We start from the raw sequence: 14830 nt of genomic DNA on the forward strand, positions 1-14830 counted from the left end.
CTTAATTCTCAATAAAACGATCTAGTCCTCGTCGGTATCTAACCCAAATTTCTTCAGACGATAACGTAAAGAGCGGAAAGACATACCCAGTTTCTTTGCGGCCAGGGTCCTGTTCCAATGGGTTAAATTTAATGCATTGAGTAAAATATCTTTTTCAATATTTTCCAGATAAAGCTCCAAACCTTCATCGGGTAATTTCTTGGAAGACATCACGATGTCACTGCGCAAGCTGTGCTGGTCTTCCGTGACCTCTGGCGCTGCTGCAGTAGGATAGCGTAAAGGCGCACTTTGCAGATGTTGCAAGTCGATTCTTTCATCATCGCTTAAGGTAATGGCACGTTCAATAATATTGCGCAGTTCGCGGACATTTCCGGGATAATACTGACTCAGTAAAAAGTTTTTTGCACGATCAGTCAGCTGTTTTTGCGGAATATCCCATTCCTGACTAATTTTCTGAATAAAGTGATGCGCCAATAAAATAATATCGTCGCCGCGTTCACGTAGTGGAGGTAGCACCAAATCCATCACATGGATACGGAAGAACAAGTCCTGTCTAAAGCGGCCTTGCTGAACCAGAGCTTCCAGATCCTGATGGCTGGCACTAATCACGCGGAAATCGACATCAATTTCACAGTCCGAACCAACTGGACGAATCCGTTTTTCCTGTACTGCACGTAGCAGCTTAACCTGCATGCTTAAAGGTAGTTCAGCAATTTCATCTAGAAATAGACTGCCGCCGTGAGCAGATTGAATCAGTCCCTGTTTGTCCTGAGTGGCGCCGCTAAAACTGCCTTTTTTATGCCCAAACAGTTCACTTTCCATTAATTCAGTCGGGATGGCTCCGCAGTTAATGGCAATAAACGGTCCTTCATTGCGGTTACTGAGGCGATGCACCAGATTGGCAATGACTTCTTTCCCCGTCCCGGATTCGCCGGTAATAAAGACGGGTGCCTGCGAGCGGGCAATCTTATTTAAGGTCACCCGTAACTGTTGAATCGGCAGTGATTGTCCGATCAGTAATTTTTGCTCCAGACTATCTTCTTTGGTCTGCAAATGTTCAGCCGGTTTGTTAAAGGCCTTTTGCAAGAGCTGTTCCAGATGTTTTTGATTCACCGGTTTATTAACAAAATCGAAGGCGCCGGCCTTGAGAGCTGCAATTGCAATGTCCATATTGCCATATGCGGTTAATACCGCCACCGGTATGGAGGGATAATGCTGGTTAATCCATTCCACCAGCTGTAGTCCATTGCCGTCCGGTAAATTTAAATCGGTTAAACAGGCATCATAGCGGTATTCAGACAAGAATTTTTTGGCCTGTTCCACACGATGTGCAATATGGGTTTTGATCCCGATACGAGATAAAGACATTTGCATGAGGGTACACAAGTCTTCCTCATCATCCACCAATAAAACAAGTGGTTGTTGTTCCACAATACACCCCAACAATTTTCATTTATAAAGCAACTCGCAGGCATTCTATGCGAAAGCATGCTCCTTGTTGTTGTTTTACATAGTTTAGTTTTGCCTGATTGGCTTCGCAGAAACTATGCGATAAATATAATCCTAAACCAGTTCCTGTGATTTCGGTACTAAAAAAAGGTTGAAATAAATAAGCCAAGTCCTTGGAAGCAACGCCCGCGCCAAAATCACGCACATCAATACGTACATTGTTGTCATGTAAATAAGTATTCAACTCGATATGTGAATGCTCAGGTGCATTGTGTCGAATCGCATTACGAATCAGGTTAATCAGCACTTGACGCAGTTGTGCCTCGTCAAAATGCACAAAAATATTACTTTGAACAGTATATTTAATTTGGGCAGCAATATCAGCCAAATCTTCCTGAATGAGTAAAGGGATAAACTGTTTCAGCTCAATGGTTGAAGGGTGGGTTTCTTTATTGCGCACCATATTTAGCGTGTCTTGTATAATACGGTCAATACGCTGTGTCTGTTTGGAAATCATCCGGCTCAATGCTGCCTGTTGATGCTGGTCGCTATCACCCAAAAGTTCATTGGCTTGTACAATGGCGGCTAAAGGATTGCGAATTTCATGGGCAATACTGGCGGACAGTTGCCCGAGTGCCGCGAGTTTTAATTGTTGTACACGTTGATTGAGTTTGGTGGCATCCTGCAATACCAACAATGTCAGGGTTTGTTGTGGCACCATGAGTTTTTGCACTTCAATATGCATATGATAATGGCTAAGCTGTGACTCAAACTGAAATTTTTCCCCATCCCGCAGTTGATCAAATTTAAGCAATTCAAATAAATCCGGCTGAGCCTTGTATAAGGGATATTTGTCATAGGCATAGAGCGGAGGAATGCCTAAAAGCAGGCAGGCAGCCGGGTTGCTCAGCACAATATGACAGTTTTCATCTAAAACCAAATACCCGAGTTCTATCTGTTCCAGGATATAGCGATTCAGGTTTTGTAGTCGATTTAATTCCAAAGACTGCGAAAAATTTAAATTTTCAAGTAACTGGAAACGTTTTACTGCAATTTGCCCACTGCCATACACCACTAAAAACAGAAAAGCCAATATTGCACTGTTGCCAATATTATTCAGTGAAGAAAAATCAAAAATACTGCCTAGAAAAAGCTGATAAGTCACGCTGATTACGGCAATCAGGGTAATGATCAAAGCCTTTTGGGCATCGAGCAATAAAGATGCTGCGAAGATGGTAATCACAAACAGCAAACTTAATTGCAGATTAGGACCATCTACCGCCAGGGTGAGCAAGCTTAAAGCAATGACATCGACGACAAATAACAGCGGGAGTTGCTGGGCAATTTTAAAGCGTATGCTTTTGAGGATGATCAACTGGATACAACTTGTCGATACGTAACCAATCAGCACGTAAAGATAAAGTTGCGGATAGTGATAATCTGAGTTTAAGCGCTGAGACGTAAGTAAAAAAATCAGCAGAAGACTGGTCGCAATAATGAGTCTATAAGTGCTATACCAAATGCCTAAATGATATTGGTTAAACTCTAAACTATTGGTATTTTGCGTCATGCATGTCTTCTAGCAAGCCAAAGGGCATTAAGGTTTAATTAGTCCATAACGAATGGCCAGGTGAGTCAATTTGACATCACTATCTAAATTCAGCTTTTCGAAGATGCGGTAACGGTAAGTATTCACCGTTTTGACGCTAACAAAAAGTTTATCGGCAATTTCCTGGGCACTAATACAATTGACCACCATCATTGCGACCTGCATTTCACGTTCCGATAATGCATCGAAAGGAGATTGCTGGGTGTCGGAAAGATAGGAACTGGCCAGTTGTTCAGCAATGTCTGCACTAAAATATTTTCCACCTTGCATGACCTTGTTGATGGCACGAACCATTTCGGTCACAGGCGCACCTTTGGTGATATAGCCTTTAGCCCCTGCTTTAAGCAATAAGGAAGGATAGGGTTCTTCAGCCAGGCCGCTGACGGCCAGCACTTTGGTTTCGGGAGCCGTTTGCAATAGGCGTCGGGTGGTTTCTACCCCGCCAATCCCCGGCATGTTGACATCAAGTAAAACGACATTAGGATGATGATGACGGACTAAGTTAATCGCTTCTTCACCAGATTCAGCCTGACCAATCACTTGAACATCCGCATGGTCTTCGAGCATACGGCAAATTCCGGTACGTACCAATTCATGGTCATCTACCACTAAAACTGTGATCACCTAGTTCTCCCTCATATCAAAAAAAGCATTTTTTTTGTTACATAAAGCAAAATAAGCTTGCAATGAAATGACAAAATTAGCAATCCTATTCTTTATCTTTCCATTAAATGTTATACACAATGTTGTGAGTAACAAAAAGTGTTCATCTTTGTATTTAAATGTAAGCATTTTTGAGGGAATATACAAATGTATATTGTCTTCTTGAGTTGAGTAAATCACCGTGAAAAATTCGAAAAAATCTTTAATGCATGTGCTAGGCATATCGATTCTGCTAGGCATAAGTTCAACCAGTTTTGCTGAGCTGGTGATGGATGCGTCTAAAGGGGCGGGACAAGCTACGTTAAACTGGTCCTCTGAAGATGTGAATCAATTATTAAACGGTGATGCTTCAGCTGAAGAAGTCTCTCCACAAGGTTCAACAAAAATAACCACTTCTGTACGCAGTTCAAATGGTGTGGCTACTCATTCGACACCTAAAACGGTACAGATTTTAAATAATTCCAACTATGGTAACCAGCCTTCTGTAAATGCCCGTGCTGCTTTGGTGATGGATGGCCAAACAGGTGAGGTTTTATACAGTAAAAATAGTAATACTGCCTTTCCAATTGCCTCTCTAACCAAGCTGATGACGGCTGTTGTTATTGCAGATGCACGTTTAAACATGTCTGAGACAATTACCTTACAACAGGCTGACTTTTCTTGTTCAGGCTGTAAGAGTTCAAGCTCAACGCTCCGTGCCGGAGACAGCATGAATCGTGCAGAGGCGCTTTTATTTGCGTTAATGAAGTCTGAGAATCCGGCTGCTTCTGCATTGGCACGTACTTATCCGGGGGGGCGTTCGGCTTTCATCGCAGCGATGAACAAAAAAGCCAAAGCACTTGGAATGAATTCAACCCATTATCTTGAATCAACAGGTTTACACCCAGGCAATGTTTCTTCAGCGCGTGACTTGGGTATTTTGGTCAATACGGCTTCCCAATACGGTTTAATCCGACAGTTCTCGACGACTCCAAGCTATGATTTTAACCTCGGTTATCGTGTATTGAAATCGAACAACACCAATGCTTTAGTGCGTAATGGTGGCTGGAATATCAATATTTCAAAAACTGGTTATATCAATGAAGCAGGACGCTGCGTAGCAATGCATACAACTTTAAATAACCGTCCGGCTGTTGTTGTACTTCTTGGAGCAGATTCTTCTGCTGCACGTACCAATGATGCAACCCGTTTAATGACTTGGGTCAGCCAGTTACCCAAGCGTATTTAAGACTGAATTTGGCGAGGTATTCAAATCTACTCAACGTTTGAATGCTTCTAAATGAAAAAACCCTGCAATTGCAGGGTTTTTTCTTCAGTCTAAATATGCATTACATATTAGAAAGAATAGAATCTTTTACTTGATCCATAGTGGCATCGATAGACAACATCACAGCATCAGAACATTGTTTGATGGCAGTGTCAGGGTCTTTTAAGCCATTACCGGTTACTGTACATACGATGACAGAACCTTCAGCAATTTTACCTGCCTTGATATCACGAATCGCACCACCGATAGACGCTGCAGAAGCAGGTTCTACGAATACACCTTCATACATAGAAAGTAAGCGTTGCGCTTCTAAGATTTCAGTATCGGTCAGTTCATCGAACCAGCCTTTTGAATCACGTACGACCGCTTTGGCATGATGCCAGCTTTGCGGGTTACCAATACGAATTGCTGTAGCTACAGTTTCAGGATTTTCAACCGGTGCACCACGCAGGAACGGTGCAGCGCCAGATGCCTGGTAACCGACCATGGTTGGCAAGCCTTCAGGTTTAGGGCCTGTGAACTGATCAGTTTCAGCATCATAAACCACTTGTTCAAACTGGTCTTTAGGCTGGTTTGCCACAGCTTCGGTATAACCCATCCAGTGTGCAGTGATGTTACCTGCGTTACCCACTGGCAAGCAGTGATAATCTGGAGCACGACCTAACTCATCCACGATTTCATAAGCAATGGTTTTTTGACCTTGCAAACGGTAAGGGTTGATAGAGTTTACAATCGTCACAGGTGCTTGGTCTGCAACTTCTTTGACCAGACGCATACCGTCATCGAAGTTACCGCGGATTTGCATGGTGACAGCACCATACATCATCGCTTGTGCCATTTTGCCCATGGCAATTTTGCCTTCTGGAATGAGCACAAACGCTTTGATGCCAGCACGAGCAGCATAAGCGGCTGCAGCAGCAGAAGTGTTACCGGTAGAAGCACAGATAATCGCTTTAGAGCCTTCTTCAACTGCTTTAGTAACCGCCATGGTCATACCACGGTCTTTAAATGAACCAGTCGGGTTTAAGCCCTCGTACTTCACATAAATTTCAACATTTTTGCCAATAATGCGTGGAATGTTCTCAAGCTTGATCAGTGGCGTATTCCCTTCGCCTAAAGAGATTGCGCGAGTAGTTGCAGACACTGGTAAACGGTCGCGATAGCGGTCAACTAAACCAGTATAACGATTGGCATTAGACATGATGATGTTCCAATTGTATGTAGAGCATGGCAAGGGGAATACTCCCCTCAACCCGATTAATTATCAAGCGATTCTAAACGAATTCGAACAATTTCGCCATGAATGACGGGCAATGCTTGAATTTGCTGAAGGGCTTCATCCATTTTTGATTCCTTGACTGGATCAGTCAGAATCACGATAGGAATAAGGTCTTTTAAGCGCGGCTGCTGCATGATCGCGTCAATGCTAATACCGGCACGGCTTAAAATGGTGGTGACATCTGCCAGAACACCGGTTTGATCTTCGGCATTAATGCGGATGTAATAGCCAGTCGTCATTTCTTCACGAGGCAGAATTGGCAAATCGGTCAATGCTTCAAACGCAAGTTGCGGAATGGTTCCAGCACCGTCTTCTGTGTAAATAATATCACGGACAATATCCACAACGTCCGCGACTACCGCAGAAGCCGTTGGACCAGCACCTGCGCCAGCACCGTAATACAGTGTTGGACCAACTGCATTGGCCTGGACGAGAACGGCATTTTTCACGCCATTCACATTGGCAATTAGCTGATCTTCAGGAATCAGGGTCGGATGAACGCGTAATTCAATTCCGGCATCCGTGCGGCGTGCAATACCTAGGTGTTTGATACGGAAGCCCAAGTCTTCAGCATATTTCACATCTTGAGCAGTCACTTTGCTGATGCCTTCAGTAAATACCTTATCGAACTGTAGCGGGATACCAAATGCACATGAAGCTAGAATCGTCAGTTTATGTGCAGCATCAATGCCTTCGACGTCAAAGGTTGGATCGGCTTCAGCATAGCCCAGTTCTTGCGCTTCTTTCAGCACATCTGCAAAAGCACGACCTTTTTCACGCATTTCACTTAAAATGAAGTTGCCCGTACCGTTAATGATGCCCGCTAACCAATCAATCTTGTTGGCAGCCAAACCTTCACGAATCACTTTAATAATTGGAATACCACCCGCAACGGCTGCTTCATAGGCAATTTGCACAGCATTGTCTTCGGCCGCTTTAAACAGTTCATTGCCATGTTCAGCCAAGAGTGCTTTGTTTGCAGTCACAATATGTTTGCCGTGTTTCATCGCTTCCATGATGACTTCATAAGCAGGGTGAATGCCACCCATGACTTCAACCACAACATCGACATCCGGTTGACGAACGATATCGAGCAGATCGGCACTTTGCTTTGCCGAAGCAGGTAAATCTAGATCAGGACGGGGGCGACGTGTACCTACATGGGTAATTTCAATTTCACGACCGGTGCGACGTTTAATCTCAGCAGCATTTTCTTTTAGTAGTTTAAGGGCACCACCACCCACAGTACCAAGACCGAGGATTGCCAGACGAACTGGTTTCACGTCACACTCCAAATATGTATTCAACTTTAAGCGAATCTAGATCATAGCTAAAAAAACGGCCAGACTCTAGGGTAGAAATCACTTTATCTCTACCTATTAAATTTAGTAAATGAACTGATAAAAATTAGTTATTTAAACGTTCTACCAATTCTTTAGGCGAGAGATATCCACCTAGGTAAACACCTTCGCTATTATAAATTGCCGGAGTGCCATTAACCCCCATATTTAGACCCAACTGATATTGATCTCTGACCGGATTTTTACAGGTCGCTGGAGCAAGCGGTGCACCGGCAATGGCCTGATCAAAAGCCGCCTGACGGTCTTCACTACACCACACGCTTTCCATCGCTGGCATGAACTGCTCGCCACGTGGCCATGCGATATAACGCACTTCGATGCCTTTGGCATTAATTTCGCTCATATGTTCATGCAGTTTATGGCAATACGGGCAGCTGGCATCGGTAAACACATACACAATATGTTTGGTTTCACCTTGAGCTTTATAAACCAATAAATCTTCAGTTTTTAAATTGGCCAGCAGCTTTTTATTGGCTTCAGATTGCAGGCTTTCACTGACATTGTGAATTTTACTGTCGCCTAAACGCAGTACGTCACCCTGAATAATGTATTTGCCATCGGCAGTGGCATAGACAGACGACATGCCTTCTAAGTTGACCCAATACAGATTAGGGACTTCGGTCGCTTTAATATTTAAAATTTTGGCATTGATATTGGCTTTCTTGAAGTGCTGCTGCAGCGTGTTCACCAGACGTTGCTGTGCATTGCGTTCTGAAAGATTGGATGCTTCCCCGGTTGCAGGTGCGCTAGCGGTTAAAGTACTTTGTTTTTTTTCATCATTATTCGAATTGGAGCAGGCCGTTAATCCTAAGCCTGCAGCAAGTGTACATGCGAGAAAAATCTTTGAACGGGTAAATAACATAAACAACCCTTTCTTGTAGGTATAAAAAAACAGGTGAGTAAGCATAACAAAAAAAAATGCCTGCGATAAAACTTCTTAGTCTGATATTTGCTGCCGTTAAGCACGCGGGTGATAAGTGGCATGTAACTGTTGCATGCGAACCTGAGCCACGTGGGTATAAATTTGCGTGGTGGATAAATCACTATGCCCGAGCAGCATCTGTACCACACGCAAGTCGGCACCATGATTGAGCAGATGGGTGGCAAAGGCATGACGCAGGGTATGCGGTGAAAGTTCGGCTTGAATTCCTGCCTGCAAGGCATAGCGTTTGATGGCATACCAGAAATTTTGTCGGCTCATGATGCCGCCATGCTGGGTTAAAAAGACATAGTCGGTAGCTGATTTATACAGGTTGGCACGGGCTTCATTAAGATATTTTTCAATCCATTCGCAGGCGACCTGTCCCAAAGGAACCAGACGTTCCTTGTTACCTTTGCCGACAATACGTAAATAGCCTTGTTTCAGATTAATCAGTTCTAAACGTAAATTTAACAGTTCAGTGACACGCAAGCCGCAAGCATACAGGACTTCAAACATCGCCCGGTCGCGTAAGCCCAAAGCGGTATTGATATCTGGTGCATTAATTAAGGCTTCTACATCGGCTTCAGATAAATCTTTAGGCAAGGCCCGGCCAATTTTAGGCGTTTTATGGATTGCAACCGGATTATCGCTACGCAATTTTTGTTCACGTAAAAATTTATAAAAAGAACGCAGGGCAGAAAGTGAGCGGGCAATTGAGCGCGGGCTTTTGCCCTGTTTGGTCAGGTTGAGTAAAACATCGGAAATATCATCACTGTTCCAGTCTGGCATTGAAACCGTATTGCATTCACTACATTGAATTAAATCAGATAGATAGGCATTTCGAGTATGTGGGCTGACGGTTTGCGCAATTAAATAATCTCGAAAACCCTGTAAAAAACTTAAATGTTCAGGAATGTTTACCGGTGCGGGAATACGAGGCTTTTTATTGAGCATGTCACTTCTACATTGAATGAAAAATCCAAGTTTTTCTTGGCTTTGATCAATGTAGACCAATTTTTTTGCAATGTCGAACGCGGCATACAAGATGAGAATTGGAATAAACCTTACTTGGTAATTATTCTCATTTGTTTGTATACTGTAGAAAATATTTTAGGATTAGATGCGGTGCGATTATCTGATTTGAAAGTGAAACAAACGGCCATCATTCGCAAAGTCAACCGTACTTTGGATGGTGATACAGCTCAGACTGATCTGGTGGCGAGTCGTTTAGAAACTTTAGGTTTTGTACCGGGGACAAAAGTTCAGGTCATTACCAAAGGTATTTTTGGGGGTGATCCTATCCTGATACAGGTGGGGTTTACCCGTTTCGCACTGCGCAAAGTTGAAGCTGAAAAAATTGAAATTGAAGAGGGGATCACTGCATGAGTGATGCGCTACGTATTGCCCTTGTAGGTAACCCTAACTGTGGTAAAACATCATTATTCAACCATTTAACCGGAACACGGCAAAAAGTAGCCAACTATGCCGGGGTCACGGTTGAACGTAAAGTGGGTCAGTTTACTTTACCTTCAGAGCGAGCTGTACGTGTGCTGGATTTGCCCGGGACTTATAGTCTGGATGCAACCAGTCCGGACGAAGCCATTACCCGCGATGTGGTGCAAGGCAAAATTGCTGAAGAAGGTCAGCAAGATGCATTCCTGTGTGTGGTCGATGCGACTAACTTAAAACTGCATCTCGGTCTGGTTCTGGAAATGATTGAGCTTGGCCGTCCGATTTTACTGGTCTTAAACATGATGGACGAAGCACGCCGTCGTGGGATGCAAATTAATACCCAGAAATTGTCAGAGCGTCTTGGTATTCCAGTAGTGGAAACTGTAGCCGTACGTAATTCAGGGATTGAAAACCTGATGAATGCGCTGGATCAAGGCAAATATTCAACGCCGCATACCGAACTGAGCGGTTTAAGCGGTAGCACCCATTATAAGATTGAAACCATTTTGCATGATGTGGTGCATTCAGTCGAACAGGAAGATAAACGTTCAGATTTCCTCGATAAAATATTTTTGCACCCAGTTTTAGGCCTAGTCAGTCTGGCCGTGATGATGTTCATTGTGTTTCAGGCAGTATTTGCATGGGCTGCGCCATTCATGGACGGAATCGAAAGCTTCTTTGGCTGGCTGGGTGAAGTGATTGGTGCGCAGATTTCCCATCCGCTGCTAAACAGTCTGATCGTGGATGGCATCATTGCCGGTGCGGGTGGTGTGGTGGTGTTTCTGCCCCAAATTTTAATCCTGTTCTTCTTTATTTTGGTGCTGGAAGAATCGGGCTATTTACCGCGTGCGGCATTTTTACTGGATAAATTGATGTTTAAAGCCGGTCTTTCAGGACGTGCTTTTATTCCGTTACTGTCCAGCTTTGCCTGTGCGGTGCCGGGCATTATGGCTACCCGCAGCATCAGTGATCCGCGTGACCGTTTAACCACGATTTTTGTGGCACCACTGATGACCTGTTCGGCCCGTTTGCCGGTGTATGCCTTGCTAATTGCGGCTTTTATCCCGGAAAAAATGGTCTGGGGCATATTCAATTTACAGGGTTTGGTGCTGTTCGCCCTATATATGGCCGGAATTGTCAGTGCCTTGATTGTCGCAACCGTGCTGAAATTTTTCCAGAAAGATAAATCACAGCATATGTTGTTAATGGAGTTGCCAAGCTACCGTTTTCCCGATGTCAAAAGCGTATGGATTGGCTTGCTGGATCGCGCCAAAATCTTTTTGAAACGTGTCGGTGGCATCATCTTCGCCTTGTCTATTTTACTATGGTTCCTGTGTACCTTCCCGCAAGCTCCGGAGGGTGCGACTGCTCCAGCAATTGATTATTCTTTTGCCGGGATGCTGGGTCATGTGATGCAGCCAATTTTTGCCCCACTGGGCTTTAACTGGCAAATCTGTATTGCTTTAATTCCTGCAATGGCGGCTCGTGAAGTGGTGGTGGCCGCATTGGGTACAGTCTATGCGCTTTCTGCGGTAGATGAGGATGCTATGTCACAAGGTCTGGCCTCTATTATTGGTGGCACAGGTGAGCTGGGCTGGTCATTGGCGACCGGTTTGTCACTGCTGGTGTGGTTTATTTATGCACCACACTGTCTGGCAACGCTCGCGACCGTGCGCCGTGAAACCGGTTCGTGGAAAACTGTATCGTTCATGACGATTTACCTGTTTGGTCTGGCATATCTGATGTCATTCCTGACTTATCAAATTGCTTCACATTACTTTGGATAAGGTTCTTCAAGGCTGTGAAAGGAGACTGAAATGATTGAAATTCTGATTGTGGCTGCTTTGGTCCTTTGGAGTGCTGTCGTGGTGTTTAAGAAAGTATTTCCCAGAACATCGAACTCAGTCTTCACGGCATTGTCTCAGCACTGTGAAAAGCAAGGTTGGGCAGCTTTGGCAAAGTGGTTAAAACCTGCGATGGTTTCAGGTTGCGGAGGAAGCTGTGGCTGTGCTGTCAATGAAGAACAGGTTCAGAAAAAACCTGAAGTGCAAGCGGTAAAATGGAAATAACTTTCAAGTTTTATTTCCACTTTAAATCAGCATTTTTTAAAACCGTCATTTTTATGACGGTTTTTTTACGCGCTGACACAAAAAAGCCGAGATAAAGTCAAAACAGAAAAAGCATTCAAAAGAGCAAAGTGCTAACATTTTGTCAGTTTTAAAAACAGACCATAAAATGGGGAAAAAATGTTAATACAGCGTGGTGGATTAAAAGTTGTTGCAGGACTCGGAATTTCAGGTGTTGCAGCAGTCAATTTCTTACATGAACATGGCTACCGCGTTGCAGTAACAGATTCTCGAAAGACTCCACCCGGGCATGACCAGATTCCTGCCGATGTTCAGACCAGTTTTGGTCAGCTTGATCAAGAACTCTTATTGCAAGCAGAAGAAATTGTGATCAGTCCGGGGCTTGATCCGAAAATGCCAGAAATTCAGGCAGCGATTGCCCAAGGCATTCCGGTAATCAGTGAAATTCAGGTTTTGCGCCGTGCCACCGATAAACCGATTGTGGCGATTACCGGTTCAAATGCCAAAAGTACTGTAACGACTCTGATTGGCCTAATGGCTAAAGATGCCGGCAAGAAAGTGGCGGTGGGCGGTAATTTGGGCCGTCCGGCACTGGATTTAACCAAAGATGACCCTGAATTGTATATTCTGGAATTATCCAGCTTCCAGTTGGAAACCACCTTCAATTTAAATGCGGAAGTGGCAGTAGTGCTGAACATGAGTGAAGATCATCTAGACCGTCATGGCGATATGTTTGGTTATCACACTGCAAAACATCGTATTTTCCAGGGCGTGAAAAAAGTCGTGTTTAACCGTGATGATTCACTTACTCGTCCACTGGTTCCAGATACGACACCCATGCAGAGCTTTGGTCTGAATGCACCGGATTTAAATCAGTACGGCATCTTAAAAGAAGATAATGGCACGATCTGGCTGGCACGTGGTCGTGAACGCCTGTTAAAAAGCACAGATATGTACATTCAAGGTACGCATAATGTCGCCAATGCCTTGGCTTGCCTAGCTTTGGGTGAAGCGATTGGTTTGCCGCTGGATAGCATGCTGGAAACGCTGAAAACCTTTAAAGGCTTGGAGCACCGCTGTGAATTTGTCAAGGAGGTACAGGGTGTTCGTTATTATAACGATTCTAAAGGTACCAATATTGGCGCAACTCTGGCTGCCATTGATGGCCTGGGTGCTGCAATTGAGCCGCAACAGGGTAAAGTGGCGATCATTCTGGGTGGTCAGGGTAAAGGTCAGGATTTCACTGCTTTACGCGAGTCTTTAAGCAAATATGCCAAAGTCGCGGTTTTAATTGGTGAAGATCGTCCGATTATTGAAGCTGCCATTCAAGGCACAACCACCTTGATTCATGCCGAAAGCCTGAAAGAAGCAGTAGAATTATGCCAGCAACATACACAAGCCCATGATGTGGTGTTATTGTCACCTGCATGTGCAAGTTTTGATATGTTTAAAGGTTATAGTGAACGTGGACACCAGTTTGTTGAATGTGTGAACACACTTGCTTAGAAGAACGATAAGGAAAGTTGTATGGCTGGGTTAGCTCAGACGACCATAAATAAAATTAATCAGGTCTACAATGAGTGGGGACCAAAAATCCCCACTGAAGTTACGCCGCGTAATGTGCTGATTTTTTGTGTCATTGCCTTGCTATGTATCGGTTCAATCATGGTGGCATCTGCATCGATGCCCTATGCCGACCGCTTACATGAAAATCCATTTCACTATGTGATCCGACACGGAATTTCAATTCTGGTGGCAGGTGTTGCTGCATTTTTGGCTTATAAAGTGTCGCTGAATGTTTGGTTTAATAATACCTTTCCACTGTGGATTATGACCATTCTGCTGCTGGCTGTGGTGTTGGTTGTCGGCACCGAGGTTAATGGTTCCACCCGCTGGATTCGTATAGCCGGTTTTACCTTGCAGGCTTCCGAAGTGGCCAAGGTCATGATGGCCATCTTTACTGCAGATTATGTGGTACGACGGGCAAAAGAGGTGAGAAGCAGTGCGTCCGGCCTATACCGCTTGGTCGGTGTGATGATTATCACTGTAGGCTTAATTCTGCTGGAACCCGATCTGGGTGCGACTGCGGTGATTGTCCTGATGATTTTAGGCGTTTTTTTCCTGGCTGGCGCGCCGCCGATTCAGTTTATTTTCTTCCTGATCGCAATTATCTTTGCTTTGGCCGCTGCAATTATCTTTGAGCCTTACCGTTTACAGCGTGCGCTGTCTTTTACCAATCCCTGGGCGGACCCTTTGGGCACCGGCTATCAGTTGTCTAATGCGCTGATGGCCTTTGGTCGTGGTGAATGGATGGGGGTAGGACTGGGTCATAGTATCCAGAAAATGTCTTATCTGCCTGAAGCGCATACTGACTTTATGTTGGCGATTTTAGGTGAGGAGTTTGGCTTCTTTGGAATCAGTACCGTATTGATCCTGTCCTTTATGATGGTGGTTTGCTGTATCAAGATTGGACATCGTGCCTTGCAATATCAATATTTGCGTGCAGGTTATTTGGCCTATGGCATCAGTATTATTTTCCTGCTGCAAATCTTGGTGAATGCCGGGATGAATATGGGCATGCTACCGACCAAAGGTTTGACTTTGCCATTTATTAGTTATGGTGGCTCATCGTTAATTATGTGTGCAGTGATGATCAGCCTGATTTTGAAAATTGATGCCACCACGCAAAAAGCCAATCCAAGCAAAGAAGAATCAAGCTTCTAGCTTTGATGCTGAAGATT

At 44.3% G+C, this 14830-nt stretch carries 13 protein-coding genes; 6 read left to right on the forward strand and 7 right to left on the reverse strand.

Annotation, left to right across the window (positions count from 1 at the left end; translation table 11 throughout):
• Positions 1-21: 21 nt before the first annotated feature.
• The 3 genes from ACE01R_RS05885 to ACE01R_RS05895 are packed head-to-tail and all read right to left on the reverse strand — an operon-like array spanning position 22 to position 3682.
• The gene (locus tag ACE01R_RS05885) at positions 22-1434 is read right to left on the reverse strand and encodes a sigma-54-dependent transcriptional regulator (RefSeq protein ID WP_395549814.1); all 1413 of its coding nucleotides are present in this window, start codon (positions 1432-1434) and stop codon (positions 22-24) included.
• Between the two features lie 19 nt (positions 1435-1453).
• Positions 1454-3019 carry a sensor histidine kinase gene (locus tag ACE01R_RS05890; RefSeq protein WP_395549568.1) on the reverse strand — a complete coding sequence of 522 codons (1566 nt, stop codon included), beginning with the start codon at positions 3017-3019 and terminating at the stop codon, positions 1454-1456.
• A 27-nt stretch (positions 3020-3046) separates the two neighbouring features.
• Positions 3047-3682: a response regulator gene (locus ACE01R_RS05895; RefSeq protein ID WP_086174145.1), complete on the reverse strand. Its 636-nt coding sequence runs from the start codon at positions 3680-3682 to the stop codon at positions 3047-3049.
• A gap of 220 nt (positions 3683-3902) precedes the next feature.
• Between ACE01R_RS05895 and ACE01R_RS05900 the strand changes: the two genes are divergently transcribed.
• Positions 3903-4949: a D-alanyl-D-alanine carboxypeptidase family protein gene (locus ACE01R_RS05900; RefSeq protein WP_395549569.1), complete on the forward strand. Its 1047-nt coding sequence runs from the start codon at positions 3903-3905 to the stop codon at positions 4947-4949.
• Between the two features lie 100 nt (positions 4950-5049).
• On the opposite strand, the gene thrC is transcribed toward ACE01R_RS05900, so the two are convergent.
• From thrC to xerD, 4 genes are all read right to left on the reverse strand, one after another.
• Positions 5050-6189, reverse strand: coding sequence for a threonine synthase (gene thrC / locus ACE01R_RS05905; protein ID WP_395549571.1), 1140 nt, complete (start codon positions 6187-6189; stop codon positions 5050-5052).
• A gap of 56 nt (positions 6190-6245) precedes the next feature.
• Positions 6246-7550 carry a homoserine dehydrogenase gene (locus tag ACE01R_RS05910; RefSeq protein WP_395549575.1) on the reverse strand — a complete coding sequence of 435 codons (1305 nt, stop codon included), beginning with the start codon at positions 7548-7550 and terminating at the stop codon, positions 6246-6248.
• A 124-nt stretch (positions 7551-7674) separates the two neighbouring features.
• Positions 7675-8490 (reverse strand): DsbC family protein, encoded by an 816-nt coding sequence (locus ACE01R_RS05915; protein ID WP_395549593.1) that lies wholly within the window; start codon positions 8488-8490, stop codon positions 7675-7677.
• Between the two features lie 96 nt (positions 8491-8586).
• Entirely contained in the window at positions 8587-9504 is a 918-nt protein-coding gene (gene xerD, locus ACE01R_RS05920; protein ID WP_395549611.1) for a site-specific tyrosine recombinase XerD, read from the reverse strand.
• Positions 9505-9675: 171 nt separating this feature from the next.
• Between xerD and ACE01R_RS05925 the strand changes: the two genes are divergently transcribed.
• The 5 genes from ACE01R_RS05925 (at position 9676) to ftsW (ending at position 14813) form a co-directional block, all read left to right on the forward strand.
• A complete protein-coding gene (locus ACE01R_RS05925) occupies positions 9676-9936 on the forward strand; it encodes a ferrous iron transport protein A (RefSeq protein WP_395549615.1) in 261 nt (86 codons plus the stop codon).
• A complete protein-coding gene (locus ACE01R_RS05930; protein WP_395549620.1) occupies positions 9933-11789 on the forward strand; it encodes a ferrous iron transporter B in 1857 nt (618 codons plus the stop codon). The genes ACE01R_RS05925 and ACE01R_RS05930 overlap by 4 nt, the downstream gene beginning before the upstream one ends.
• A gap of 30 nt (positions 11790-11819) precedes the next feature.
• The gene (locus tag ACE01R_RS05935) at positions 11820-12071 is read left to right on the forward strand and encodes a DUF6587 family protein (protein ID WP_395549622.1); all 252 of its coding nucleotides are present in this window, start codon (positions 11820-11822) and stop codon (positions 12069-12071) included.
• Positions 12072-12248: 177 nt separating this feature from the next.
• The gene (murD, locus tag ACE01R_RS05940) at positions 12249-13595 is read left to right on the forward strand and encodes a UDP-N-acetylmuramoyl-L-alanine--D-glutamate ligase (protein WP_395549625.1); all 1347 of its coding nucleotides are present in this window, start codon (positions 12249-12251) and stop codon (positions 13593-13595) included.
• A gap of 21 nt (positions 13596-13616) precedes the next feature.
• A complete protein-coding gene (gene ftsW / locus ACE01R_RS05945; RefSeq protein ID WP_395549627.1) occupies positions 13617-14813 on the forward strand; it encodes a putative lipid II flippase FtsW in 1197 nt (398 codons plus the stop codon).
• Positions 14814-14830: the final 17 nt, after the last annotated feature.

This window comes from Acinetobacter sp. BSP-28 (assembly GCF_044130285.1).
Lineage (GTDB): Bacteria > Pseudomonadota > Gammaproteobacteria > Pseudomonadales > Moraxellaceae > Acinetobacter.

Bases quoted from the DNA above. Each gene is read 5' to 3' on its own strand.
- thrC (WP_395549571.1), bottom strand. From the start codon at position 6,189: ATGTCTAATGCCAATCGTTATACTGGTTTAGTTGACCGCTATCGCGAC.
- xerD (WP_395549611.1), bottom strand. From the start codon at position 9,504: ATGCTCAATAAAAAGCCTCGTATTCCCGCACCGGTAAACATTCCTGAA.
- ACE01R_RS05915 (WP_395549593.1), bottom strand. From the start codon at position 8,490: ATGTTATTTACCCGTTCAAAGATTTTTCTCGCATGTACACTTGCTGCA.
- ACE01R_RS05890 (WP_395549568.1), bottom strand. From the start codon at position 3,019: ATGACGCAAAATACCAATAGTTTAGAGTTTAACCAATATCATTTAGGC.
- ACE01R_RS05930 (WP_395549620.1), top strand. From the start codon at position 9,933: ATGAGTGATGCGCTACGTATTGCCCTTGTAGGTAACCCTAACTGTGGT.
- murD (WP_395549625.1), top strand. From the start codon at position 12,249: ATGTTAATACAGCGTGGTGGATTAAAAGTTGTTGCAGGACTCGGAATT.
- ACE01R_RS05935 (WP_395549622.1), top strand. From the start codon at position 11,820: ATGATTGAAATTCTGATTGTGGCTGCTTTGGTCCTTTGGAGTGCTGTC.
- ftsW (WP_395549627.1), top strand. From the start codon at position 13,617: ATGGCTGGGTTAGCTCAGACGACCATAAATAAAATTAATCAGGTCTAC.